20 protein-coding genes and 1 pseudogene are annotated in these 23103 nt (G+C 69.1%); 7 read left to right on the plus strand and 14 right to left on the minus strand.

Annotated elements, in window-relative coordinates:
- Positions 1-8 precede the first annotated feature (8 nt).
- Positions 9-1034, minus strand: coding sequence for an Rv2578c family radical SAM protein (locus J2X34_RS06520; RefSeq protein ID WP_114722650.1), 1026 nt, complete (start codon positions 1032-1034; stop codon positions 9-11).
- 119 nt (positions 1035-1153) lie between these two features.
- Between J2X34_RS06520 and J2X34_RS06525 the strand changes: the two genes are divergently transcribed.
- On the plus strand, positions 1154-1519 hold the full coding sequence (locus J2X34_RS06525; protein ID WP_114722649.1) for a RidA family protein: 366 nt from the start codon (positions 1154-1156) through the stop codon (positions 1517-1519).
- Positions 1520-1634: 115 nt separating this feature from the next.
- Here J2X34_RS06525 and J2X34_RS06530 read toward each other — a convergent pair.
- Positions 1635-2042 (minus strand): annotated as a pseudogene (locus J2X34_RS06530) (M23 family metallopeptidase); the annotation flags it as partial.
- Between the two features lie 664 nt (positions 2043-2706).
- Positions 2707-3753 carry an alpha/beta hydrolase gene (locus tag J2X34_RS06535; RefSeq protein WP_429516392.1) on the minus strand — a complete coding sequence of 349 codons (1047 nt, stop codon included), beginning with the start codon at positions 3751-3753 and terminating at the stop codon, positions 2707-2709.
- A gap of 270 nt (positions 3754-4023) precedes the next feature.
- On the opposite strand from J2X34_RS06535, the gene J2X34_RS06540 reads away from it, so the two are divergent.
- Together J2X34_RS06540 and J2X34_RS06545 are read left to right on the plus strand one after the other, a co-directional pair.
- Positions 4024-4347: a hypothetical protein gene (locus J2X34_RS06540; RefSeq protein WP_114722647.1), complete on the plus strand. Its 324-nt coding sequence runs from the start codon at positions 4024-4026 to the stop codon at positions 4345-4347.
- Positions 4348-4491: 144 nt separating this feature from the next.
- On the plus strand, positions 4492-5040 hold the full coding sequence (locus J2X34_RS06545) for an AAA family ATPase (RefSeq protein ID WP_114722748.1): 549 nt from the start codon (positions 4492-4494) through the stop codon (positions 5038-5040).
- A gap of 58 nt (positions 5041-5098) precedes the next feature.
- Here J2X34_RS06545 and J2X34_RS06550 read toward each other — a convergent pair whose 3' ends face one another.
- The 6 genes from J2X34_RS06550 to J2X34_RS06575 all read right to left on the minus strand — a co-directional run bounded on the left by J2X34_RS06550 (position 5099) and on the right by J2X34_RS06575 (position 12312).
- A complete protein-coding gene (locus J2X34_RS06550; RefSeq protein WP_258557968.1) occupies positions 5099-5656 on the minus strand; it encodes a TetR family transcriptional regulator in 558 nt (185 codons plus the stop codon).
- Between the two features lie 14 nt (positions 5657-5670).
- Positions 5671-7155, minus strand: a complete 1485-nt coding sequence (locus J2X34_RS06555) for an MFS transporter (protein ID WP_258557967.1) — start codon at positions 7153-7155, stop codon at positions 5671-5673.
- A gap of 124 nt (positions 7156-7279) precedes the next feature.
- The gene (locus J2X34_RS06560; RefSeq protein WP_114722645.1) at positions 7280-9262 is read right to left on the minus strand and encodes a 5-oxoprolinase/urea amidolyase family protein; all 1983 of its coding nucleotides are present in this window, start codon (positions 9260-9262) and stop codon (positions 7280-7282) included.
- A complete protein-coding gene (locus tag J2X34_RS06565) occupies positions 9259-9933 on the minus strand; it encodes an urea amidolyase associated protein UAAP2 (RefSeq protein WP_114722644.1) in 675 nt (224 codons plus the stop codon). The genes J2X34_RS06560 and J2X34_RS06565 overlap by 4 nt, the downstream gene beginning before the upstream one ends.
- Positions 9933-10766 (minus strand): urea amidolyase associated protein UAAP1, encoded by an 834-nt coding sequence (locus tag J2X34_RS06570; protein ID WP_114722746.1) that lies wholly within the window; start codon positions 10764-10766, stop codon positions 9933-9935. The genes J2X34_RS06565 and J2X34_RS06570 overlap by 1 nt, the downstream gene beginning before the upstream one ends.
- A 25-nt stretch (positions 10767-10791) precedes the next feature.
- On the minus strand, positions 10792-12312 hold the full coding sequence (locus tag J2X34_RS06575; protein WP_114722643.1) for an amino acid permease: 1521 nt from the start codon (positions 12310-12312) through the stop codon (positions 10792-10794).
- Positions 12313-12551: 239 nt separating this feature from the next.
- Between J2X34_RS06575 and J2X34_RS06580 the strand changes: the two genes are divergently transcribed.
- From J2X34_RS06580 to J2X34_RS06595, 4 genes are all read left to right on the plus strand, one after another.
- On the plus strand, positions 12552-13982 hold the full coding sequence (locus J2X34_RS06580) for a putative nucleotidyltransferase substrate binding domain-containing protein (RefSeq protein ID WP_429516393.1): 1431 nt from the start codon (positions 12552-12554) through the stop codon (positions 13980-13982).
- 48 nt (positions 13983-14030) lie between these two features.
- A complete protein-coding gene (locus J2X34_RS06585) occupies positions 14031-14711 on the plus strand; it encodes a TetR/AcrR family transcriptional regulator (protein ID WP_429516394.1) in 681 nt (226 codons plus the stop codon).
- Between the two features lie 95 nt (positions 14712-14806).
- Complete coding sequence (locus tag J2X34_RS06590; RefSeq protein WP_114722641.1) at positions 14807-15136, plus strand: type VII secretion target; 330 nt, start codon at positions 14807-14809, stop codon at positions 15134-15136.
- Positions 15133-16494, plus strand: a complete 1362-nt coding sequence (locus tag J2X34_RS06595) for a hypothetical protein (RefSeq protein ID WP_429516395.1) — start codon at positions 15133-15135, stop codon at positions 16492-16494. The genes J2X34_RS06590 and J2X34_RS06595 overlap by 4 nt, the downstream gene beginning before the upstream one ends.
- A gap of 26 nt (positions 16495-16520) precedes the next feature.
- On the opposite strand, the gene J2X34_RS06600 is transcribed toward J2X34_RS06595, so the two are convergent.
- The 5 genes from J2X34_RS06600 to J2X34_RS06620 form a co-directional block, all read right to left on the minus strand.
- The gene (locus tag J2X34_RS06600) at positions 16521-17525 is read right to left on the minus strand and encodes a malate dehydrogenase (protein ID WP_174909880.1); all 1005 of its coding nucleotides are present in this window, start codon (positions 17523-17525) and stop codon (positions 16521-16523) included.
- A gap of 106 nt (positions 17526-17631) precedes the next feature.
- A complete protein-coding gene (locus tag J2X34_RS06605) occupies positions 17632-20235 on the minus strand; it encodes a helix-turn-helix transcriptional regulator (protein WP_174909878.1) in 2604 nt (867 codons plus the stop codon).
- 99 nt (positions 20236-20334) lie between these two features.
- Entirely contained in the window at positions 20335-20916 is a 582-nt protein-coding gene (locus J2X34_RS06610) for a hypothetical protein (RefSeq protein WP_114722743.1), read from the minus strand.
- Between the two features lie 46 nt (positions 20917-20962).
- A complete protein-coding gene (gene hisS / locus J2X34_RS06615) occupies positions 20963-22237 on the minus strand; it encodes a histidine--tRNA ligase (protein ID WP_429516396.1) in 1275 nt (424 codons plus the stop codon).
- 15 nt (positions 22238-22252) lie between these two features.
- On the minus strand, positions 22253-22933 hold the full coding sequence (locus J2X34_RS06620) for an MBL fold metallo-hydrolase (RefSeq protein ID WP_429516397.1): 681 nt from the start codon (positions 22931-22933) through the stop codon (positions 22253-22255).
- Positions 22934-23103: the final 170 nt, after the last annotated feature.

Raw genomic sequence — 23103 nt, forward strand, 5'->3', positions numbered from 1 at the left:
CGCAGCACTCAGAAGAGGGTCAGTGCGGGCGCCGCGCCGGCCCCCACCAACTCGCGGCGGTCCGGCGCGGGCACGGCACGATGCTCGGAACGCCCGCCGAGACCGTACTTCTCGACCATCGGTTCCACCCGCGCCCGGAGCCATGCCTTGTACTCGGGGGTGACGTAGGCACCGCGACCGTAGAGCTGCCGATACCGCCGGACGAGGGCGGGATGCTCGGACGCGAGCCAGTTCAGGAACCAGCCACGGGTGCTGCCCCGTAGATGCATCGGGAAGATCGTCACCCCGGCCGCGCCGGCCTCGGCGATGGCCGACAGCAGCCCGTCCAGGTGCGCCGTCGAGTCGGTCAGATACGGGATGACCGGGGCCACCATGACGTTGCACGGCAGCCCGGCATCGGTGACCGCGCGGATGAGGTCGAGCCGCGCCCGCGGCGACGGTGTCCCCGGCTCGACGGCCTTCTGCAACTCCGGGTCGTGGATCGCGAGCGACACCCCCACGCCGACCGACACGCGCTCGGCCGCCTGCCGCAGCAGCGGCAGATCCCGGCGCAGCAGCGTGCCCTTGGTCAGAATCGAGAAGGGCGTGCGCGATTCGGTGAGCGCGCCGATGATGCCCGGCATCAACCGGTAGCGCCCCTCGGCGCGCTGGTACGGGTCGGTGTTGGTGCCGAGCGCGACGTGCTCCCGCTTCCACGATCGACGCGACAGCTCGCGCCGGAGCACGGCGGCGATGTTCATCTTCACCACGACCTGCGAGTCGAAGTCGTGCCCCGAATCGAGGTCCAGATACTCATGGGTCGGACGGGCGAAGCAGTAGCGGCACGCGTGACTGCATCCGCGAAAGGCGTTGACGGTGAAGTCGAACGGCAGCGACGCACCCTCCGGCACCTTGTTGAGCGCGCTCTTGCAGAGCACCTCGTGAAAGGTGATTCCCTCGAACTCCGGCGTCTGAATACTCCGCACCAGGCCTGCACGCTCGAGACCTGGAAGTGCGCCGTCGTCCGCGTCGAGCGTCTGACCCTGCCACCTCATGAACCCAGTCGAACATGTGTACTAAACCATGTCAACCAATTCTTCGAAGAAATGTTCGAGACATCCGGACGGAGGCCAGGCCACATGCCCGAAACATTGGACTGCCAGAATCTCCGACCATGACCAGAAAGAACATCTCCTCCGGCTCCGAATGGGAGCCCAAGATCGGCTACTCCCGCGCAGTGCGGATCGGGAACCAGATCGCGGTGTCCGGCACCACCTCCCCCGGCGCGACGCTCGAGGAGCAGACGCGCGGTGCCCTCGCGACCATCGCGGCGTCGTTGACCGAGGCCGGCGCGTCGCTGAACGACGTCATCCGCACCCGCATGTACCTGCGCGACATGTCGAAGTGGGAGGAGGCCGCCCTCGCCCACGGTGAGGTCTTCGGCGAGATCCGCCCCGCCACCACGATTCTCGAGGTGAGCGCGCTCATCGATTCCGACCTGCTGATCGAGATCGAGGCCGACGCCGTCGTCACCGACTGAGCGCACGGCGAAGCCGTCTCGGGCCGCACCATCGAGGTCTCCTCGGCGGTGCGGCCCGAACCGTCCGACGACCCGGTCATGTCCCGGTCATGTCCCGGTCGGGTCAGAACATGCGTCAGAACATGAGGACGCCGCGCATCGCCAGCCAGGCGATGGGGTCGGTCTTGATTCCGCCGGGCAGGTCGACTTCGAAGTGCAGGTGCGGGCCGGTGGAGTTTCCACGGTTGCCGACGTTGGCGATGCGCTGGCCCGCGGACACGCGCTGACCGACCGAGACGAGGTTGGCGTCGTTGTGGCCGTACGTGGTGATGGTGCCGTCGTTGTGCCGGATCCGGACCCACAGACCGAAGCCCGACGCCGGACCGGCGTTGATGACGGTGCCGTCGGCCACCGCGTAGATCGGCGCCCCCATGTTGGCAGCGATGTCGATGCCCAGGTGCCCGCCGCCGAAACGGGTGGTGATCGGACCGGACGCCGGCTTGACGACGCCGCCGAGACCACCCAGGCTGCCGAAGGGCAGTCCCGAACTGGAGCCGAGGTCGAAGCTCTGGAGCGCTCCTGCAACGTTGTTCAACGTGGAGGCTGCATCGTTCAGAAACCGCGCCACGTCAGCCGATCCTGGTAAGGGTGGAAGCGCGGGTTGCGCCGATGCGGTCGATGCGGAACCGATAACGAGGGCCGACGTCAGCCCTGCACCTGCTAACGCACCTGCAATCAACCGCCGGAATCCCAACCGCAACTTCGCGCTTCCCATGCGTGCACCCTTCTCGAAGGTCGAATCAGATCCGAATCGGATCGGTGGAACCACAAGAAAATGAGCCCGTTCGATCACGGGTGGAACAGGATCCGACGTCCCCGGGAATCAGTCGTCGAGCCGTACGGAGACGCGGCATCGACATCATCTGCGCGGGTCCGCCTTTCGTTGGGGATGGCGCAACCCCGCGCACCAGTCCTGTCGGTTTCCTTGTGTGCGGTGACGGTAGCAATGACTGAGCGATCCGGCGACCGATTCGTTTCAGTTCCTCCGGCATCCGACGCGCACACGCGAATTCGGCTACCGTATTCGCGCTGCTCGAGCGCGTGCGCCCGGCCGGCACGCGGCGCCGACCCCGAATCGCGCCGAAAACGGAAGCCGGACGCGACCGTTCGCGGATCCGGACGCGGCGCACTGCGGTGCAATCGGCGGGCTAGATTCCCATCGACCGAGCGATCGCCGGCCAGTTGTTGTGCAGGTCGTCCTGCCAGTAGCCCCACGAATGGGTGCCGCCCGGCTTGAAGTCGAACGTCGCCGGGATGTTCAACTGGGCGAGACGGTTCGCCAGATTGTGAGTGCAGTAGTTGGTGGCCGCCTCGAGCACCCCGCCGACGATGACCTGGTTCGCGAGCGTTCCCACCTGCCCGTTGATACCGGGCCCGTTCAACGTCTCGTGCGGGCCGGGCAGCCCGGAACCGGTGGTGATGTAGAGCTCGGTGCCCCGGAGCTTCTCGGCGTTGACGACAGGATCGTTGTCCACCCAGCCGGGCCCGTCGAGGGGACCCCACATGTTGGTGACGTCGACACCGCCGCGCACGCCGGTCACGATCTGGATGGCGTTCTTGCCTGCCCAGGTGCTGGTCTCGGCGCAGCCGCTGTACGAGCCGACGCTCTTGTAGAAGCCGGGCTTGGCGATCGCGTAGTTGAGTACCGAGGTCGCCGTCATCGAGATCGCGGCGATCGACTGCACCCGGTTGGTGTCGAAGGCCTCGTCGATGACCGGCGGCAGTTCCTCGAGCATGAAGGTCTGCCACTTCTGGCGACCGAGCGTCGGGTCGTCCTTCACCCAGTCGGTGTAGTAGCTGAACGCACCCTCGAGCGGGGTGACGACGTTGACGTTCTTGTCCTCGAAGAAGTTCATGACATCGGTCTGCCGCTGCCAGGTGGCCCGGTCCTCACCGCCGCCGGTGCCGTTGACGAGGTAGAGCGTCGGGCGCGGCTGACTGGCGTCCGCGGGAAGGATGACCTCGAGCGGGATCTTGCGGTCCATCGCAGCCGAGTACACCGAGATGGTGACCTTCCGGTCGGAGTTCTTCGTGGTGCTCACCAGGTAGGGAGCCGAGACGTCCGACGCGGCGGCGGCTCTCGTACCGGAAGCGTCACCACCGGCGGACGCCGTCGCCGGCACCGCAAGCAGTGAAGCGGACACGGCCACCGCGGCGGCCAGGACGCGGGCGCACCCGAGTGTCGAACTCCCCATGCGAATTTCCTCCCCTGAGAACCTGCAGACGCCGCGTGCTGCTGGACGTGCGCACGGACGGCGATCGATCCGGATGCCTGGTCGCTCCCCCTGGACACGGCATCGGTGGTGGACCATACCGATGGAAAGGCCCCGAGTGTCCGGATCGGAGATGTCGGCTCGAGATTCACCCGCGGTTTCACCGTGTGCTCCGGGAAGGACCAGGGGCGTGTAACGCCGCCGCTCCCCGAATCGAGAAACACACCAACTACGACTGTTGTGGGGGGTCGGATGAAGTCTTCAGGGTTTGTCGCCGCTGGGGTACTCGCAATCGGACTGAGTAGCGTTCTCGCTCCGGCAGCAGCGGCTCAGGATTTCGGCAGCTTCGGGCAGTATCAGCCCTGCAGCAATCAGTTCCGACTCCCGTGGGAGCCGGACACCCCCACCAAGAATGTCGTACTCAGCCCCTTCGGCACTGCCGACATGCACTGCGCGTCATGGCACGGCGTCACCGAGATCTATCAGATCGACCCCTGGGGCAACAAACACCGCATCAACCGCGCGCAGATCGTCGTGCCGCTGCCGTTCTTCGTCTGGAATCCCGCAACGTTCTGACCATCGTCGTGGCCTGGTTGATCCAGAGACCTCGCAGCTCAACGCTTCCCCTGACTTCCCCTGACTTCCCCTGCCTTCCCGACACCGACCAGAACGGGAAATCTCGGATGCTCAATACAGCAGGACCGGGGTAGCTTGACGTCCGTGAACGGACGAGTGATCATCCTGACCGGCCCACCCGGAGCCGGCAAGTCGACACTCGCCGCGAAGGTTGCCCGCAGTTACAGCAAGGGCGTTCATCTGCACACGGACGATTTCTGGCACTACATCGTTACAGGTGCCATACCTCCGTACGACCCCGCGTCGGATGCACAGAACCAGACGGTGATGGATGTGATCGCAGGTGCCGCCTACACCTATGCGCTCGGCGGCTTCGCCACGGTGATCGACGGAATCGTGGGGCCCTGGATGCTCGGGCACTTCCGAACCCACGCAGCGCAGCACCCGGACCTGGCGGTCCACTACGTCGTGCTCCGACCGCGGCGCGACATCACGCTGAAGCGAGCCCAAGCCCGGACCGCTCCGAGCGCCTTGATCGACGAGGGACCGATCCTCACGATGTGGGATCAATTCTCCGACCTCGGCGAGCTCGGTGGCCACGTCCTCGACACGTCGGAAGAAGCGGAAGAGCGCAGTGTCCGGCGGGTGACAGAGGCAGTCGGTGATGGTCGTTTCCGACTGTTTACGAGTTAGTTGCTGGATTCGCAGAAGAATGTCGTCGGACGCCACGAGCGAGGTGACCGATCGCGGCCTACGGCCGGTCGATCCTGTCGATGATCGACTGGACCACCGCGCCGTAGCGTCGGACGAGCTCGTCGCTGTCGAGTGCGTCCACCGGCAGCAGGCCGACCGTGCGCAGTCCCGTCGCGAGCCCGAGGAGCACCGAGACCACCATCTGGGTGGGCAGTCGATCCTCGGAGGTGTCGCCGATCTTCGACGAGATGGCGCCGATGTAGCGTTCCCGCGCCTCGGCCTGGGCGGCGTCGCGATCGGGCGCCTCGTGGATGAGCAACGGCATCATCACCCACGGCTCGGACGCGTCGGCGTCGCGCCGTTCGACGATGTTGCGCACCAGCCGAAGACCCACCGACTCGTCCTCGCACACGTGCGGATCATCCGCGGCAGACGGCAGCGACGGCGCTGCAGCCGAGTACAGCTCGGCCTTGCTCCCCAACAGCTTCATCACCATCGCGGGCGAGCACCCGGCACGTTCGGCGACGTCCTTGATCGTGGTGGCCGTGTAGCCGCGGTCGGCGAACAGGGCACGCGCCGCGTCGATGATGTTCTCTCGCGTGGACTTTCCGCTCACGTGGCCAACCCTAGTCACGACGCTGTCTCCACCCGCGCCTCGGCGGACGCCTCCACAACCGTGGACACCGGCACCTTCCGTGCCGTCCGCGGGATGAACCACGCGACGACGGCTGCGAGGATCGCCATGCCACAGGCGACGGCGAACACCGTCTGGAAGGCGGCGAGCGTGGGCAGTTGGACCCCGGCGACGTCGAGCGTCATCGCGGTCAGGAGGGCGGTGACCACCGCACTCGAGGTCGAGGTTCCGATCGAGCGGAGCAGCGAGTTCAGGCCGTTGGAGGCGGCGGTCTCCGAGATCGGCACGGCCTGCATGATGAGGATCGGCATCGCCGAGTACGTGATCGCCGTACCGATGTTGACCATCATCGAGCCCAGGATGATCAGCTCGATCGAACCGTTGAACAGGACCCGGACCACGTACGCGACGGCGAGGATCAGCGCGCCGGTGATGAGCGTGATCCGGGCGCCGAATCGCGTGGTGATCTTCGCGGACAGCGGCGAGAAGACCACCATCGCCAGACCTGCCGGCACCATGCACAGTCCGGCGGTGAACACGCTGAGCCCGAAGCCGTAGCCGGTACCCTCCGGCATCTGCAACTGCTGGGTGGTCGAGAGCATGTTCGCGAACATCGCGAACCCGACGATCATCGATGCCAGGTTGGTGAGCAGGACCGGGCGCCGCGCCGAGGTCCGCAGGTTGACCATCGGATCCTTCACCCGCAACTGGTACGGCATCCAGATCGCGAGCACCACCACGGCGAGCACGAAGCAGCCGATCGTTCGGCTGCTGCCCCAGCCCCACGACCCGCCCTTGGAAATGCCCAGCAGGAGCGATGCCAGCGCGACCGACAGGATGAGTGCGCCCAGGAAGTCGAACCGTCCCGGCGTCAGCACCTTCGATTCGGGAACCACCAGCACCACGGCCACGAACAGCAGCGCCCCGGCCGCGGCGGAGATCCAGAAGATCGCATGCCACCCGAGGTTCGCGTAGATGACGCCCGCCAGCGGGAGTCCTAGTGCGCTGCCCAGGCCCAGCGTCGCGCTCATCAGCGCGGTCGCGGCCGGGACCTTCTCACGGGGAAGTTCGTCGCGCATGATCCCGATGCCCACCGCGATCAGGGACGACGCGAAGCCCTGCAGACCGCGTCCGATCAGCACAGCGACGAACGTGCCACCGAGCGCGGCGACCAGCGAACCGCAGACCATCATCCCCATCGCGACCAGCATCATGCGGCGCTTGCCGACCATGTCCGCCAGGCGCGAGACAATCGGGGTGGCCACGGCCGCGGTGAGCAGAGTGATCGTGACCAGCCAGAACGCGTCGTCGGCGCTCACTCCGAGGATGTCTCGGAGATCCGGTAGCAGCGGGACGACGAGGGTCTGCTGCAGCGACACGATCGTTCCGCACATGCACAGGACCGCGGTGATGAGCGCGCTGGAACGGCGGGTCGGGGACGGGGGCTGCGAGAGCGGCGCGGTCGCGGGTCGTGCTGACAATGGATCATCTCCGAGCTGCAGTGGCACAGTAAAGGCGGTGAATGCGCGTTCACCCCCGAGTGAACACCCATTCACCACCCCGCGGCAAATCGCCTCCCACTCCCAGGGACGTCAACCGAGCGGTTCATCCGCGCGCGAACTCGCCGGCTTCCGCCCACCGTCGCCGCTCGTCGCCGAACGCCACCGCTTGCCGTGCCCGGAATGCCTCGATCGAGTCGGAGTTGGTGTCGAGGAACGCCTCGTGTTCGGCCAGCGAGAAACTGCCGTCGCCGATCTCGATGCCGCCGCCGCGTCCCGCCGCGAGATCGGCCCGCAGGTCCAGCAACTCCTCGGGTTCGACCGGATACCAGGAGATCCGGTCGAAGAACCGGAGCAGCCACGGCGTCCCGTCTTCGAACGGACCCGACCGTTGCGGATGCCGGTGGTTCCACACCTGGGTGGTGCGGCCGACGAACTGGTAGCCCCCCGGGCCCTCCATGCCGTAGATGCACAGGTAGGCGCCGCCGATGCCCACCGCGTTCTCCGGGGTCCAGGTGCGCGCCGGGTTGTACTTGGTGGTCACCAACCGGTGCCGCGGATCCAATGGCGTCGCGACCGGGGCGCCGAGGTAGACGTCGCCGAGGCCCAGGACCATGTAGTCCGCGCCGAAGACTGTGTCGAAGACGTCGTTCACCGACTCGAGCCCGTTCATCCGGCGGATGAACTCGATGTTCCACGGGCACCACGGCGCGTCGGACCGGACGCCGTGCATGTACCGCGCGATCGCCTCCCGGGTGGCCGGGTCGTCCCACGACAGCGGCATCCGCACCGTCCGAGTCGGCACCACCAGTTCGTTCGCGGCCGGGATCGCGTCCTCGGCCTCGGAGAGCAGGCCGAGCAGCGTCGACACCGGCAGGACGTCGGGGTCGACACGGACCTGGAGCGACCGGATGCCGGGCGTCAGGTCCAGCAGTCCGGCGGTCGAATCCGCGGCGAGGTGCTGGTGCAGCGCGTGCACGCGGGCCCGCAGCGCCAGGTCGAGGGTCATGTCGCCATACTCGACGAGGACGTTGTCGTCGCCGGAGCGCCGGTACGTGACCGCGGTGTCGCCGTCGCGGCGGGCGATCACACCGTCGTCGCCGTCGCCGCCGGCCGAGAGCACCGCCGGTAGCGATGCCCGGCGGCCCAGGCCCAGCTCACGCCTCGACGCCGCATGCTCGGCCCGCACCGGCGCGAACCGCACCGTGTTGCCCGGTGCGAGCTGCCCCAGCTTCCACCGGTCCGCGGCGACGACCGTGACCGGGCAGACGAAGCCGCCCAGGCTGGGTCCGTCCGGGCCGAGCAGAATCGGGGTGTCCCCGGTGAAGTCCAGCGCGCCGACCGAGTACGCGTTGTCGTGGATGTTCGACGGGTGCAGTCCGGCCTCCCCGCCGTCCGGCCGGGCCCAGTCGGGCTGTGGGCCGATCAGTCGCACGCCGGTGCGGTCGGAGTTGAAGTGCACCTCGTAGTCGGTCCGGTACAGGGTCTCGATGTCGGCGCGGGTGAAGAACTCGGGTGCCCCGTGCGGCCCCTCCGTCACGGCGATCTCCCAGTGCCGAGACAGCGCCGGCACCGCTTCGGCGGGAACGGGATTCGGCCGCGCCACGGGTGTCTCGCCCAGCGCCAGGGTGTCGCCCTCGCGCAGCGTGCGGCCCTCGTGTCCACCGAACCGGCCCAGTGTGAACGTCGCCGCGCTGCCGAGGAACTCGGGGACGTCGAGCCCGCCCGCGACGAGCACGTAGATGCGCAGTCCCGGCCCGGAGACGGCACCGACGTCCAGCACTCCCCCGGCCGGCACCGCGACGGGGCGCCACTGCGGGACCATCACTCCGTCGACGGTCACCCGGGTGGGCGCACCGGTCACGCACACCTGAGTGGGCTCGTCGAAACGCAGCGCGGGGCCCGCCATGACCGCCTCGAATCCCGCGACCCCCTCCGGGTTTCCGAGGGCGACGTTGCCGAGACGGAACGACAGGTCGTCCATCGGACCCGACGGCGGCACCCCGATCTGCCAGTAGCCGGTGCGGCCCGGGTAGTCCTGGACGGTGGTGCCCATACCCGGACGGAGCACTGTGCACTTCGCGGTCATGACCGCACCTCCACGAGTCCGGAGGGTCGGGTGACGATCATCCGGACCGCGGTGGGATCGAACCCGTTGCAGGGGTTGTTGATCTGCGGGCAGTTCGAGACCAGCACCAGCGCGTCGACGTCGGCTCGCAGTGCGAGCCGCTTGCCCGGCGCGGACAGCCCGTCGACGATGCCGAGCGCGCCGTCCGGATCCACCGGCACGTTCATGAAGAAGTTGATGTTCGAGACCAGGTCCCGCTTGCCGAGTCCCCAGCGCGCGCCCTCGATCAGGAAGTTCTCGACGCACGCGTGCTGATGGCGGGTGTGGTGGCCGTATCGCAGGGTGTTCGACTCCTGCGAGCACGCGCCGCCGACGGTGTCGTGATTGCCCACCTCGTCGGCCACGATCGTCATGAGCGCGCCGCCGTCGTCGGCCCGCAGCACGCTGCCCGTGGTGAGGAACAGGTTGCGCTGCGCGACGACGGTCGCCGCGGCCGAGTACCTGCGGGAGTGCTCGTCGGCGGCGTAGACGAGGGTGTCGACGGCCTGGTTGCCGTGCAGGTCGACGATCGTGAGCACGTCGCCGGCCGCGATCACGGCCGACCACGGGCCGCGGGCCGCGACCGTCTCGTCGAGGACCACCTCGCCGGATACGAGGGCCAGGGTGTGGGCGGCGGGCAGCATGGTGGTCATCACGCGTCCTTTCCGGGGTGCAGCGCGGTCCAGGCGTCCTCGGTGTTGAGAACGGCCCGGCGGTACTCGGGGTCGTCGGTGGGGAGGGTGTCGAGGTCGTCGGGGGCGGACCACGCGAGAACCTCGAGGGCGGTGGTGGAGAACTCGGGGTCGGGATCGAGCGGGTGCGCCGCGTCGGCGATCAGCACGATCAGCGGAAGATGCAGCAGCAGTTCCACGTACGCTCCGGCGCCGGCGGTGCCGATGCTCGTCAGCGCGCCGTCGGTTTCGACGCGGACGCCGTGGAAGAACGACAGCGCCGGCGGCAGGTCCCGGGGTTCCAGTCCGTGCTTCGCGGCGGCGAGGGTCAGCAGCTCCCGGCCCGCGGGCGACGGCGAGTGCACCGACCCGGACCCGTACTTCGCGGTGTTCCCGGCACGACTGGTGGTACCGCACAGCGCATCGTGCCGACCGGAGGTGTCCGCGACCACGGTGGCCAGCACCCGGCCCGCGTCGGAGAGCAGCGGGTGCCCGACGCCGAGGTAGGCCTGCCACGGCACCTTGACCGTGTCGGCGACGTTGAGCCGCTCCCACGGGGCGTCGGCCCGGTACAGCAGGACGTTGGCGCAGGCCGCTCCGTCGATGTCGCGCAGCCGGATCCGGGTTCCGCGAGCGAGCACCTTGGAGGTGTAGCGCCCGCCCGGCACCGTCTCGGCCCACGTGAGGCGCTCGGCGGGGATACCGGCGGGTGGGGTCGGCCAGGCGGAGGCCGGGAGAATGGGCATCGAATCGGTGATGGTGCCGGCCTGGGCGCGGGCGTGCGCCCTGGCTCCGTTCGTGGTGGAGGTCGACAGCTCGGCGGGGCTGGTGGTGGTCACTTCAGGCTCCAATCGTGACGGGGTTCGGGACGGCCTTGCTGCGCGGATAGCAGAGCGCTCCGACGAGCACCACTGCCACCACGGTGATCGGCGCGGACCACTGGAGGATCGGGAATTCCCCTGTGGGGTTGAAGATTTCGGCGCGAGGCCAGGACAGATTGACGACCATCAGCAGCCCATAGGCGACGGCTGCGATGTTCACCGGGATCGCGAACACGCCGAGCGAGAACAACTTTCGCCCGTCCGCGTCGACCTGTGCGCCGCCGTTGGGCCACCCCTTCAGCCGGCGGACCAGAAGCGGAACGGTCACCATCAGGTAGGCGAGATAGATCAGCACGATGCACACGCTCGACAGCGTCGTGAAGATCGCCGAGTTACCGACGTTCACGGCGAGGACCACGATGCATGCCAGACCGATCAGCACAGACGGCGCGATCGGGGTACCGGTCCTGCCGTTGACCTTCGACAGCGCGCCGCTGGCGGGCAACCGGCCGTCGCGTGCCATCGAGAACATCAGCCGGGAGGCAGCGGTCTGGATGGCGAGCGTGCACACGAACACCGCGATCGCGACGTCCACCAGGAGCAGGGTTCCCCACGGCGAGCTCAGGATCGACGTCAGCACGTACGGCAGACCCTCGGCGGCCAGGCGGCCGTCGGTGAGACTCGGCGCCGCCATCAGTGCACCCACGATCATGAGGCCACCGCCGAGTGCGGACACCGACAGCGCCAACCGGATGGTGCGCGGGGCGACGCGACGAGGGTTCCGCGTTTCCTCCGCGAGTTCACCGGCCGACCCGAAACCGACCATGACGTACGCCGCCATCAGGCCCGAGACGATCCACGCCCAGATGTACCCGGGCTGGGTGCCGGCGGCACCCGTGTCGAACACGACCTCGGGCCCACGCTCGGCGTGGGTGAACAGCATGCCCACCACCGCGACGACACCGACGATCTCGCAGGTCACTCCGATGTTGTTGATGCGGGACATCCAGTTCACACCGACGCAGTTGATGGTGGTCGTCAGCACCAGCAGGATCGACCCGAGCAGGACGGCGTTCGTGGCACCGCTCGGCGACGTGAGCGCCGAATCCTCGCCGATCACCTGGAAGCCTCTCCAGACGGACGGCAGCACCACCTGCAACGCGATCGCGGCCGCGGACGCGGTGACGATCTGCGCGAGGATCATGAACCAGCCGGCGAACCACCCGACGATCTCGCCGCCCATCCGACGCGACCACTGATAGACCGCTCCCGAGATCGGGTAGCGCGCCGCGAGTTCCGCGAAGCACAGCGCGACCATGAACTGGCCGAGGAACACCACGGGCCACGTCCAGAAGAAGGCCGGACCGGCGAATCCGAAACCGAGACCGAACAATTGGAAGATCGTGGTGAGGATCGAGACGAAGGAGAAGCCCGCCGCGAAGGACGCGAACTTCCCGAGGGATCGGTGCAACTGCTGCTCGTAGCCGAACTCGGCCAGGTCGCCCCGGTCGTTCGACGCTGTCGGCGCGGTAGTCGTCATGAACTCTCCTGCAGAGGACGGAAGCGTCACCTCTCCCGGGCCGCCCCGGGTACCGGTTTCTGTCACTCGACAGTTTTCCGAGCCAAATGACGCGGTCGATGTCGCCGACGTTGCAAACGTGAGTCCAGGTGGACGTCTTCGGTTGCAGTCCCGTGTCATCGGTTACCTGCGGATGACGAACCACTCACACGCGCAGGTCACGGGCGCGGCGACCCGGGCGCGGGGGTACCACTGCCAGGATGGACATCGTGGACGAACAGGTGGACCGGCGTCCGTCGGTGGCGACCAGCCCGGCGATCCGGCCGGTGGGCGAGCTGTTGCGGGGACGCGCACCGTTGTGTCCGGCGACGGCGACCGTCCGCGACGCCGCCGTTCTCATGACAACTACGCGCCGGCGATGCGTTCTCGTGCCACTGGCCGACGGATCCCACGGCATCGTGACCGAAGGCGACCTCACGCGGCGGGTCGTCGCCGCGGGCCTCGGCCCGAACACGCCCGTCACCGCCGCGATGACCAGCCCGGTACACACGTGTCCCGCCGACCGACTGGGCGCCGACGCCCTGCGCGACATGCTCGAATGCGGGGTTCGCACGATGCCGGTGCTCTCGGCACGGGGCGAGGTGCTCGGCATCGTCGAGGACGCCGATCTCCTCGCCGGCGCAGCGCGCGGCGGCTTCCTGCTGCGCGGCGCCGTGGCGCGCGCCGCCGACACCGATGAGCTCATCGCCACCGCAAGGCAGATCCCCGCCCTGGTCCTGGACCTACATCGAGCGCGGGTGGCACCGACCGACGTCAGCGCAATCCTGTCGGTGATCGTCGACGCGACCGTGGCACGAGCACTCGATCTGGTGGCCGCGCGCGCCGCGCCGGACCTCACCTGGCTGAGCCTGGGCAGTGTCGCGCGGCGCGAGGCGCTACCGAACTCCGATCTCGACACCGCGGTCGTCGTCGGAGCCGACATCGAGACCGACACCGTCACCGCGCTCGCCGCTCGGGTTCACGATCTCCTGGACTCGTGTGGGCTTCGCGCGGACGCCAAGGGCGCGACCGCCGACCGCACCCGGTTCTCCCGATCGCACCAGCGCTGGCTCGGTGCGGTGGAGGGGTGGATCGCCGACCCGTTCACCGATCGCGGTCTGGTGATGCTGTCGATGCTCGCGGACAGCCGGGAGACCTGGGGAGATGGGCGTCCCCACCTCGCCGAGTGGGTGGCGACTCGACTGCGCACCGCCCCCGCCGCGACGAGGCTGCTGCTGCGCCAGGCCGTGGACGAACCCGCGCGCCTGCACCCGCTGCGCCGCCTCCTGACCCGCCGCACGGGGAACATCGACCTCAAGGCCGATGCGGCGATGCCCGTCGTGAACATCGCGCGATGGGCCGGGATCTGCGCCGGCGTCAGCGACCGCTCGACGACCGGACGCCTGCGGGCGGCGGCCGGCACCGGACTCTTGCTCGACGACGATGCCCGCGTACTGTCCGAATCGTTCGAGGTCGTGCAACAGATCCGGCTCCGACACCAGTGCGAGATCCTCGAACAGGGCCACGCCGTCACCGACGAGATCGCGGCCGGGTCGCTCACTCCGCTGTTCCGGAGCCTCTTGTCCGAGGCGGTCCGCGAGATCGCCGGCGTGCAGCGACGGCTGTCGTATGCGGGCCCACCCGCCGACTGACCGCGCTTCGCGAATCGCACTGCGTCGCTTTCCTGTAAGGATGGATCCATGACGACAACTGGTGCCGGCCGGCCGAGACTGTCGACGCGCAAACGGCCCGGCGCGACCGCACGCGAGGAGATCCTCGACGCGGCGGCGGAACTGTTCACCACCCGCGGCTTCACGGGAACGTCCACGCGGATGATCGCCGACGCCGTCGGGATCCGGCAGGCGTCGATGTACCACCATTTCGCCACCAAGGACGACATCCTCGCCGCCCTCCTGCTCGGGACCGTCGCGGCTCCGGTGGAGTGCGCCGAACAGCTGCGCCGGGACTGTGAAGATCCTGTCGTGGGCATGTACGCCCTCGCGCTCTTCGATGCCGGGCAGCTCGTCGCGTCCCGCTGGAATCTGGGCGCCCTGTACCTACTGCCCGAGGTGACGACGGAGCGGTTCGCCGAGTTCCGCGGACTGCGGGCGGACCTCATGGCGCGGTACGCGGCGTTCGCGCACGACGCCCGCGACGCGATCGCCGGCCCCGACTGCGGTTCCGTCCCCCTCGAACTGCCGTTCCGGCTCGTCGAGGCGACCATCAGCTCCCGTTCGGACGCCGCGGTGCACGACACCACGTCGCCGCTCACCCCCGACGCGGTCGCCGACGCGGCCCTACGGGCCCTGGGCTGGACCGGTCCGACGGACGACATCGCGAGACGGGCAACGGCCCTCCTCGACCGAATACCCGAAAGCTGATTGCCGAGAGTTGTCCACAGCCCGGCCCCGACGCTGCGCGCACGCCCCACCGCCTCCGCTACAGTGTCACCGGAATCACTGACTGGGGGGTCGACATGGACGGATTCACGGCTGCGCCGGACGAGATTCGCGCGTACGGGGACATAGCGGCGGAGACTGCCGCGAACATCGGAGCGGCTGGCGCGTTCGACGCCGCCGCCAACGTCGTGGCACTGGCGCCGGTGTTCGGTGTCATCGGCGCCGACTTCCTCGCGACATTTGCCACGACGCAGGTGACGCACGCGAGATCGGTTGCGGCCCTGGCGAACGTGTACGCGGGCACGAGTTCGGTCGCGCACACCATCGCGGCGGCCTACGACGGCGCGGACCGGTCCACCGGTGCCGCACTCGGCGCCGCACGAGATGCTCTGGGGGAGAACGCATGACGGCCTCGGATTCGACGGCATCGGGGAGCGATCAGCCGACGGTGCTGGATCTGTTGCAGGCGTCACCGGTCGCACCGGTGCTCGACATGCCGGTCCCCCGCACCCCGATGGAGGCGCTCGCCGCGTCGCCGCTCGGGCCGCTGCTGGACACACCGTTCACCGACATCGCGGCGGGCGCCCTGCCGCCGCTCCCACCACTGCCCGCACTACCGCCGCTTCCCACGCTGCCGCCGCTGCCGGGTCTGGATCAACTGCTGCAACCGATCTCCGAGCTCGCCGGCGCGTTCGGCACCGGAACGGTCGGCGGTTTCGATCCGACGGCGTTGCTGCAGCAGTCGTCGTCGATCATCGACACCGCACTGTCCGTGGGGCTGTCCGGACTGAAGACCCTCGATCAGGCGTGGGACGGTCGGGCCGCGCTCGCCGCCCAGTCCCAGGGACAGCAGGCCCAGCTCGCCGGTGAGCAGCTCAGCCGACGCGGAAACGAGATCGCCACGGTCACGCAGGAAGCCGCGGGCTCAGTGGCTCGCGGCAACGCGAAACTCGTTGCCGTCGCCGAATCGTTCGTCGCGACCGCCGTTGCCGCCGGGCCGGTGGCTCTCACCCCGCCGGGACAGACCATGCTCATCGCGGCCGCTGCCGATCATCTCCAGCGCGCGTTGACCGTGATCGCCGAAACCCGCGCCGAACTCGCCGGGCACCAGTCGGCGATGGCAGCACTGGGGGCCGAGATCCCGGTTCCGCCGGCGCCCGCTCCCGCAGCCGGTCTCACGCCCGGGGGCGGGCCGTCGCCGATCGCGGTCGCGAGTTCACTTCTCGAATCGGTCGGAAAACCCCTCGTCGGGACGCTCACCGGACAGTTCGGGGATTCCGTCGCGGCGCCCACCCTGGCCGCGGGCATCACCGGGGGCGCCGGGGACTTCGCGGCCACCACGACCGCAGCGCCGACAACCCCCGCCGGCGGCGGTGTCGGAGGTGGCGGTGGCTCAGGCGGTTCCGCCACGTCCGGCTTCCTCGGAAGCATCGGAAGCGGCAGCGCTGCGGCCGCCGGTTCGGCGGGGCGCGGGCCGGCTGCCGCACAGGTGCCGGCCGGCACTCCCGCCGCCGGACCTGCGAATCCGACCGCACCGGCCCTGGGCGCCGCGGCGTCGGGAACGGGCAGCGGCTTCGCGCCCGGCGGAATGGGCTCCGGGGCTCGCAGCGGCTACGACGACACCGTGGATCGCAGCACACCGAGCTACCTCGTCGATGCGGCGCGGAGCAACGACGTTGTCGGCGACCTGCCGATGGTGGCCCCGGCGGTCATCGGCGGCGTCGACCCCGGCGAGCTGGGGGCCGACGAGTTCGACCCGCGCTGATCGCCGTTCGTGCGCTCGGCCCGTCGTCAGATCAGGCCGAGCGCGCGGACCGCGTCCCGTTCCTGCTCGAGTTCCGCGACGGACCGGGCGATCCGTCCGCGCGAGAAGTCGTCGATCTCCAGGTCCGGGACGATGGTGAACTCACCGTTCGCGCAAGTCACCGGGAACGAGCTGATCAGACCCTCCGGGACGCCGTACGAGCCGTCCGAGCACACCGCCATCGAGACCCAGTCTCCGTCGGCGGTTCCGCGGACCCAGTCCCGGACATGATCGATCGCCGCGCTCGCGGCGCTCGCCGCCGACGACGACCCACGGGCCTGGATGATGGCAGTCCCCCGCTGCTGCACGGTGGGAACGAAGTCGTCCTCGATCCAGGCAGGATCCGAGACCGCATCGTCCGCGGGCTTGTTGCCCACGAAAGCGTGGAACAGGTCCGGGTACTGAGTTGCCGAGTGGTTACCCCAGATGGTCATCCGACGAATGCTGGCGGCCGGCTCACCGGTCTTGTGCGCGAGTTGCGCGATGGCCCGGTTGTGGTCGAGCCGGGTCAGGGCCGAGAACCGGGTTCGCGGCACGCGGGGAGCATTGTTCATCGTGATCAGCGCGTTGGTGTTCGCGGGATTGCCCACGACCAGTACCTTGACGTCGTCCGATGCGCGGGCCTCGATCGCCCGGCCCTGCGCGGTGAAGATCGCGCCGTTCGCCGACAGCAGGTCCGCGCGTTCCATGCCCTTCGTGCGGGGACGCGCCCCGACCAGCATCGCGATGTCGGACCCGTCGAAGCCGACGAGTGGATCGTCGGTGATCTCGATTCCGTCGAGCAGCGGAAACGCACCGTCCTCGAGTTCCATCGCGACACCCTCCGCGGATCTGACCGCAGCGGGAATCTCCAGCAATCTCAAGCGAATCGGGGTCTCGGGACCGAGCATGTCGCCGGCCGCGATCCGGAAGAGCAAACCGTACGCGATCTGCCCGGAGGCCCCGGTGACCGTGACAGTGGCTGGTGCGTTACCGACAGGTGCAGTGCTCATGCCGCCTCCTCGCGTCGTCATCGACACTTCCCACCGTAGCCACGAATCCGGCAGCGGGAGAAGGAGATCGGTCACACCACACGTCGATCGACGATTGTGGAACGGCTCACACCTGGACGAGCTTGGCGAGGTCGCTGCGGTGGCTCAGCGCCAGCTTCTCGCACGCCCGGTAGATGTGGCCCTCGACGGTGCGCACCGACAGCACCAGTCGGCTGGCGATGTCCTTGTTCGACAGTCCGCGACCGACCAGAACCGCGATCTCCCGTTCACGATCGGTCAGCGGCAGCGGGCGGGCCGCCTTCGCCAGGGCGGGCGTGGTCGCCCCGTCACACCGCGACGACAACCAGTGCGCCTTCGCCGCCGCCGACAGTTCACCCCGGCGGTCGCTCGACCGCGAGTACGCGGTGGCGGCCTGCGCGTACATGTCCGCCGCCGCGATCAGGGCGCCGACGCGCTCGAACTCGGCGGCGAGCCGGTCGAGTGCGGGTCCGTCCGCCTTCGCCAGCGCGCGTGCTCGCTCGGCCGCCACCTTCGCGAACGGCCCGTCCACGACCGACCCGAGCTCGACGAGCCGCTGGACGGTGGAGTAGTCGCCGAACGTGGTCGCGACGTCGAGCGCGAGCGCCTCCACCGCGAACTGGCCGGACTGCGCAGCCCGGTCCGCACCGCGGCGCGCCGCATGGACCGCGGCGGACACCTCCCCCGCCGCCCCCGCCACCCACGCCCGGGCGATGTCGATGAGCGGGTCGAAGAAGGCCAGTTCGGGGCCGGAATGGCGTTCCGCGATCGCGAGAGCGGCGGTGGCGTCGTCGGGCTTCCCCTGCGCGGCCCGCACCTCGCACAGGCTCACGGCCGCGAGCAGCATCCATTCCGATCGCGTCTCGCGGTCGAGCACCGCGAGGGCCTCCGTCAGGTGCTCGGCGGCATCGTTGAGCCTGCCGCTCGTCAGTTCCACGACGCCGGACGCCACGTCGGCCAGGGCGGCGCTGTTCGGCTGTCCGGCGGCCAGGTCGCGGTACCGGGCGGCCGTCTGCTGTGCCGCCGACAACCGGCCGACGAGCGTGAGTGCCTGGACCTCGAAGTAACCGATGTGGAATCGCAGCAGGCCGTCGCCGTGCGAGATCGCTTCCCACGCGGACGAGGCCAGCGCGCCCACCTCGAAGCCGCGGCCCGACACGGTCAGCGCCGCGACACCCGCGAACACCGCGCTGGCACGCGCCCACGGGTGGGCCTCCGGCGCCGCCCCCACCTGCCGGGCCAGTGCGATCGCCTCCGCGGGCCGACGGTCGTACAGGTGCAGGACCGCGTCCAGTGCCACCACCGACACCGCGAGCATGGGGTCGGTGATCCGGCCCCGTTCGCGCTCGAACAGCGCGACCGCCTCCTGCGGGCGACCGGCCTCCAGATACAGGCTCGCGACGCGGGTCAGGAGCCAACGGGCGACGTCGTACTCGCTCAACGCGTCCGGGTCGACGGCCGCGAACACCTTCTCGGCCTCGTCGCCCCGGCCCTGCCACATCAGGGCCCGACCCAGCGCGAACGACGCGTCGAAGCCGGCTCCGCGCCGGACGGCGGCACCCGCGAGGCGCGCACCGAGATCGAGGCTGGCCATCGCGATCGCGTCCTCCGCACCGCGCACCAGCAGATCCGGATCCGGGTCCATTCCGGACTCCATCGCCAGCTCGGCGATGCGCATCGAGGTCACCACGCCCGGATCGGGTGACGCGCGCAGCACCTCGACGAGTCGCCGCTTGATACGCTGCGCGGCGAGCACACCGGCACGATCGCGGATCACCTCACCGAAGAGCGGATGTGCCAGGCGCACGACGTGCGCGTTTCCCACGTCCCGGATGCGCACCAGATCCAGCCGCTCGGCCTCTTCGATCGACCGCCGGCTCACCAGTTCGCTGAGTACCTCGAGCTCGAGTGGCTCGCAGAAGGCGAGGTAGTCGACCACGTCGAGGGCGTCGCGCGGTGTCCGCGCGAAGCGCGACTCGAGCAGCGACGCGAGGGCCGCGGACACCCCGGGGCGACCCCGCAACTGCCACACACCCCCCGATTTGCGGAGTGTGCCGCCGTCGAGCGCGCCCTCCACGAGGTGCCGCAGGAACAGCGGATTGCCCTCCGACGCCTCCCAGATCTCGTCCGCGCTGAACCGCTCGACCGGAGCGCCGAGAACCGCGTGCAGTTCCTCGTCCATCTCCTGCCGCGTGAACGGCGGGACCACGAACGGGGTGAGCAGGCCGTCCTTCCACAGCGCCTCGATCGCCCCCGGCACGGGAGCACCGCTGCGGACGGTGACGACCAGCCGGGCATCGCGGCCGACCGCCAACTGGTGGACCAGTCCCGCCGAGAACTCGTCGAGCAGGTGCGCGTCGTCCACCCCGATGATCCCCACCCAGCCGTCGGGAGCCGAGCCGTCCTCGGCGAGCAGGTCGCGCACCGCGCGCAGCGCGACGACGGGGTCGCGCGACGTGGTGCGGGCCAGGTGCGGCGCGAACGCCCCGAGGGGAATGGACTGGGTGGACTCGGTGCCGACGATCCATCGGGCGTCACCGGTGAGCGAACCCACCAACTCCCGCGCCATCGTCGTCTTGCCGACCCCGGCGGTACCGACCAGCACCACTCCGCACGACGTGCCGTTGCGGAGCAGTTCCTCTGCGTCCTCGAAGACAGCCTTGCGATCGAGGACGGGCCAGAGTCCGACCATGCTTCGAACGATAATCCTGTCCGGCGGCGCAGCGAAGCGAACGACCGAACCCGCAACCAGGGAGTTACCGCCCGGTCAGTCCGTCTCGGCGCACGGACGTCAGATCGACAGGGTCGCGACTTCCTGGTCGGTGAGCACGGTCTGCGGGACCCGGCCCGCATCGCGGACCAGTACGACCGCTCGGTACAGCGGGCGCTCCTCCAGACCGGCACCCCGGGCCTCCGCTCGCAACTGCTCGATGAGCAGCGATGCCGCGGCGGCCGCGGGTGCCAGTTCGCTCGCGGAGAGGGCGTCGGCGAGCTTGCGTAACCCGAGCACCTCGAGTTCGCGCCCGCCGTCCGCGGTGTAGAGCGCGAGCGGCACGGTCTGCGCAGCCCGGCCGTCCCCGATCCGTACCGCGACCTGACTGATCCGCCCGGCCCGGACGACGAACTCGACACTGACCGCCTTGCCCACCTCGATCCGACGGTGCCGGAGCCCGTTCGATGCGTGGATCACGGTGCCGTCCAACCACATTCGGCGCCGGGTTGCCAGCAGCGCCGACAGCGCGGTCGGCAGGCCGATCACGGCGCCGATGGCGACGGCGACCAGCGGGTCGGCGAAGAACGCCACCACGGCGCCCACCACGATCCCGATCACGATCGAGACGACGGCGATCCGGCGCATGCGGGGCGCCAACATCGACGCCGGGATGAGGTCGAGGGAGAACTGCTCCCCACCCGCGCCGTCAGGCGTCGGCAAGAATCGAACCGATCTGCGCGACAACACCTTCCAATGGGACCGAGGTCTGTTCGCCGGTGCCCAGGTTCTTGACGCCGATCGTGTCGGCCGCGAGGTCCTCGTCGCCGAGCACGAGCGCGAACCGTGCACCCGAACGGTCCGCCGCCTTCATCGAGCCCTTGATCCCGCGATCGCCGTACACCATGTCGACGCGGATGCCGGCCGCCCGCAGGTCCCGCGCGATCGTGACCATCCGCGCCTTCGCCGCGTCACCGAGCGGCACGCCGAACACCTCGCAGCGCGCGGGGTTGCCGGCGGACTTGCCCTCCGCCGCGAGCGCCAGGATGGTGCGGTCCACACCGAGGCCGAAGCCGATACCGGACAACGGCTGACCGCCGAGCTGCTCCATGAGGCCGTCGTAGCGACCACCGCCGCCGATGCCGGACTGTGCACCGAGACCGTCGTGGACGAACTCGAACGTGGTCTTGGTGTAGTAGTCGAGGCCGCGCACCATGCGCGGATTCACGACGTAGGGCACACCGAGCGCGTCGAGGTGTGCGAGGACCTGATCGAAGTGCGACTTCGCACTCTCCGAGAGGTGATCGAGCATGAGCGGGGCGTCCGCCGTCATCTCGCGGACCTCCTTGCGCTTGTCGTCGAGCACGCGCAGCGGGTTGATTCGGGCTCGTGCCTGCGTTTCCTCGTCCAGCGGCAGCGCGAACAGGAACTCCTGCAACCGCTCCCGGTACTGCGGGCGGCACGTCTCGTCACCGAGCGAGGTGATCTCGAGCCGGAAACCGTCGAGTCCGAGGGACCGGAAACCGGCGTCGGCGATCGCGATGACCTCGGCGTCGAGCGCCGGATCGTCCACGCCGATCGCCTCGACGCCCACCTGCTGCAGCTGACGGTAGCGGCCCGCCTGGGGGCGCTCGTAGCGGAAGAACGGGCCGGCGTAGCTGAGCTTGACCGGGAGTTGGCCGCGGTCGAGGCCGTGCTCGATCACGGCGCGCATCACACCGGCGGTGCCCTCGGGCCGGAGCGTCACCGAACGATCGCCGCGGTCGGCGAACGTGTACATCTCCTTCGACACGACGTCGGTGGACTCACCGACGCCGCGGGCGAACAGACCCGTGTCCTCGAAGATCGGCAACTCGATGTGTCCGTAGCCGGCCAACCTCGCCGCGCGGGTCAGCCCGTCGCGCACGGCGACGAACTCCGCGGACTGCGGCGGGACATAGTCGGGAATGCCCTTGGGGGCCGAGAAGGTGCTGGACTTACTCACGGTGCTTACTTTTCCTTACTGGGAGGCGGTCAGTCCAACGAGGAACGGGTTCGCGGCACGCTCCTGGCCGATCGAACTCGATCCACCGTGGCCGGGCAGGATTGCGGTGCTGTCGTCGAGCACGAGCAACTTGCGCGCGATCGAGCTCAGCAACTGCTCGTGGTTGCCCCCGGGAAGGTCGCTGCGGCCGATCGAACCCTGGAACAGCGTGTCTCCGGTCAGTGCGACCTGCAGCGGTCCGTCATCGGTCGACAGTTCGGTGCGGAAGACGACCGAACCCTGCGTGTGCCCGGGGGTGTGGTCGACCACGAAGTCGATCCCGGCGACGGAGAACTCGTCACCGTCGGCGAGTTCGATCACCTCGGCCGGCTCACGGAACTCGACCCCGACGATGAACTGGTTCATGGTCGGTCCGATCCCGCGCGCGGGATCGCTGAGCATGTACCGGTCCTCGGGGTGGATGTAGGCCGGAATGCCGTACCGCTCGCAGACCGGCTGCACCGACCACGTGTGATCGAGATGGCCGTGTGTCAACAGCACCGCCCGGGGCTCGAGCTCCGACTGGGCGAGGAACTGCGCCAACGGTTCGGCCGCGTCCTGGCCGGGATCGACGACAACGCAGTCCGTCGAGTCGTCCTGCGCGAGGATGTAACAGTTGGTCTGGAACATCCCGGCCGGGAATCCGGTGACGAGCACGGCGGCAGCTCCTAAAGTACGGGTCGATTACGGGGTCCGTTGCGGACCGCATACAGCCTAGGCTGTCGTCGCGCCAGGATCTTCTCAGGTTGGAATGACAGACTCGCCCGAAGCCCTCGGGCGGCGACGGGTGCCACGAGATATTCCGGAACAAACCGAACGAGACGTAC

The sequence above is a fragment of the Rhodococcus sp. BE178 genome, from assembly GCF_050433545.1.
In the GTDB taxonomy this organism is placed as follows: domain Bacteria; phylum Actinomycetota; class Actinomycetes; order Mycobacteriales; family Mycobacteriaceae; genus Prescottella.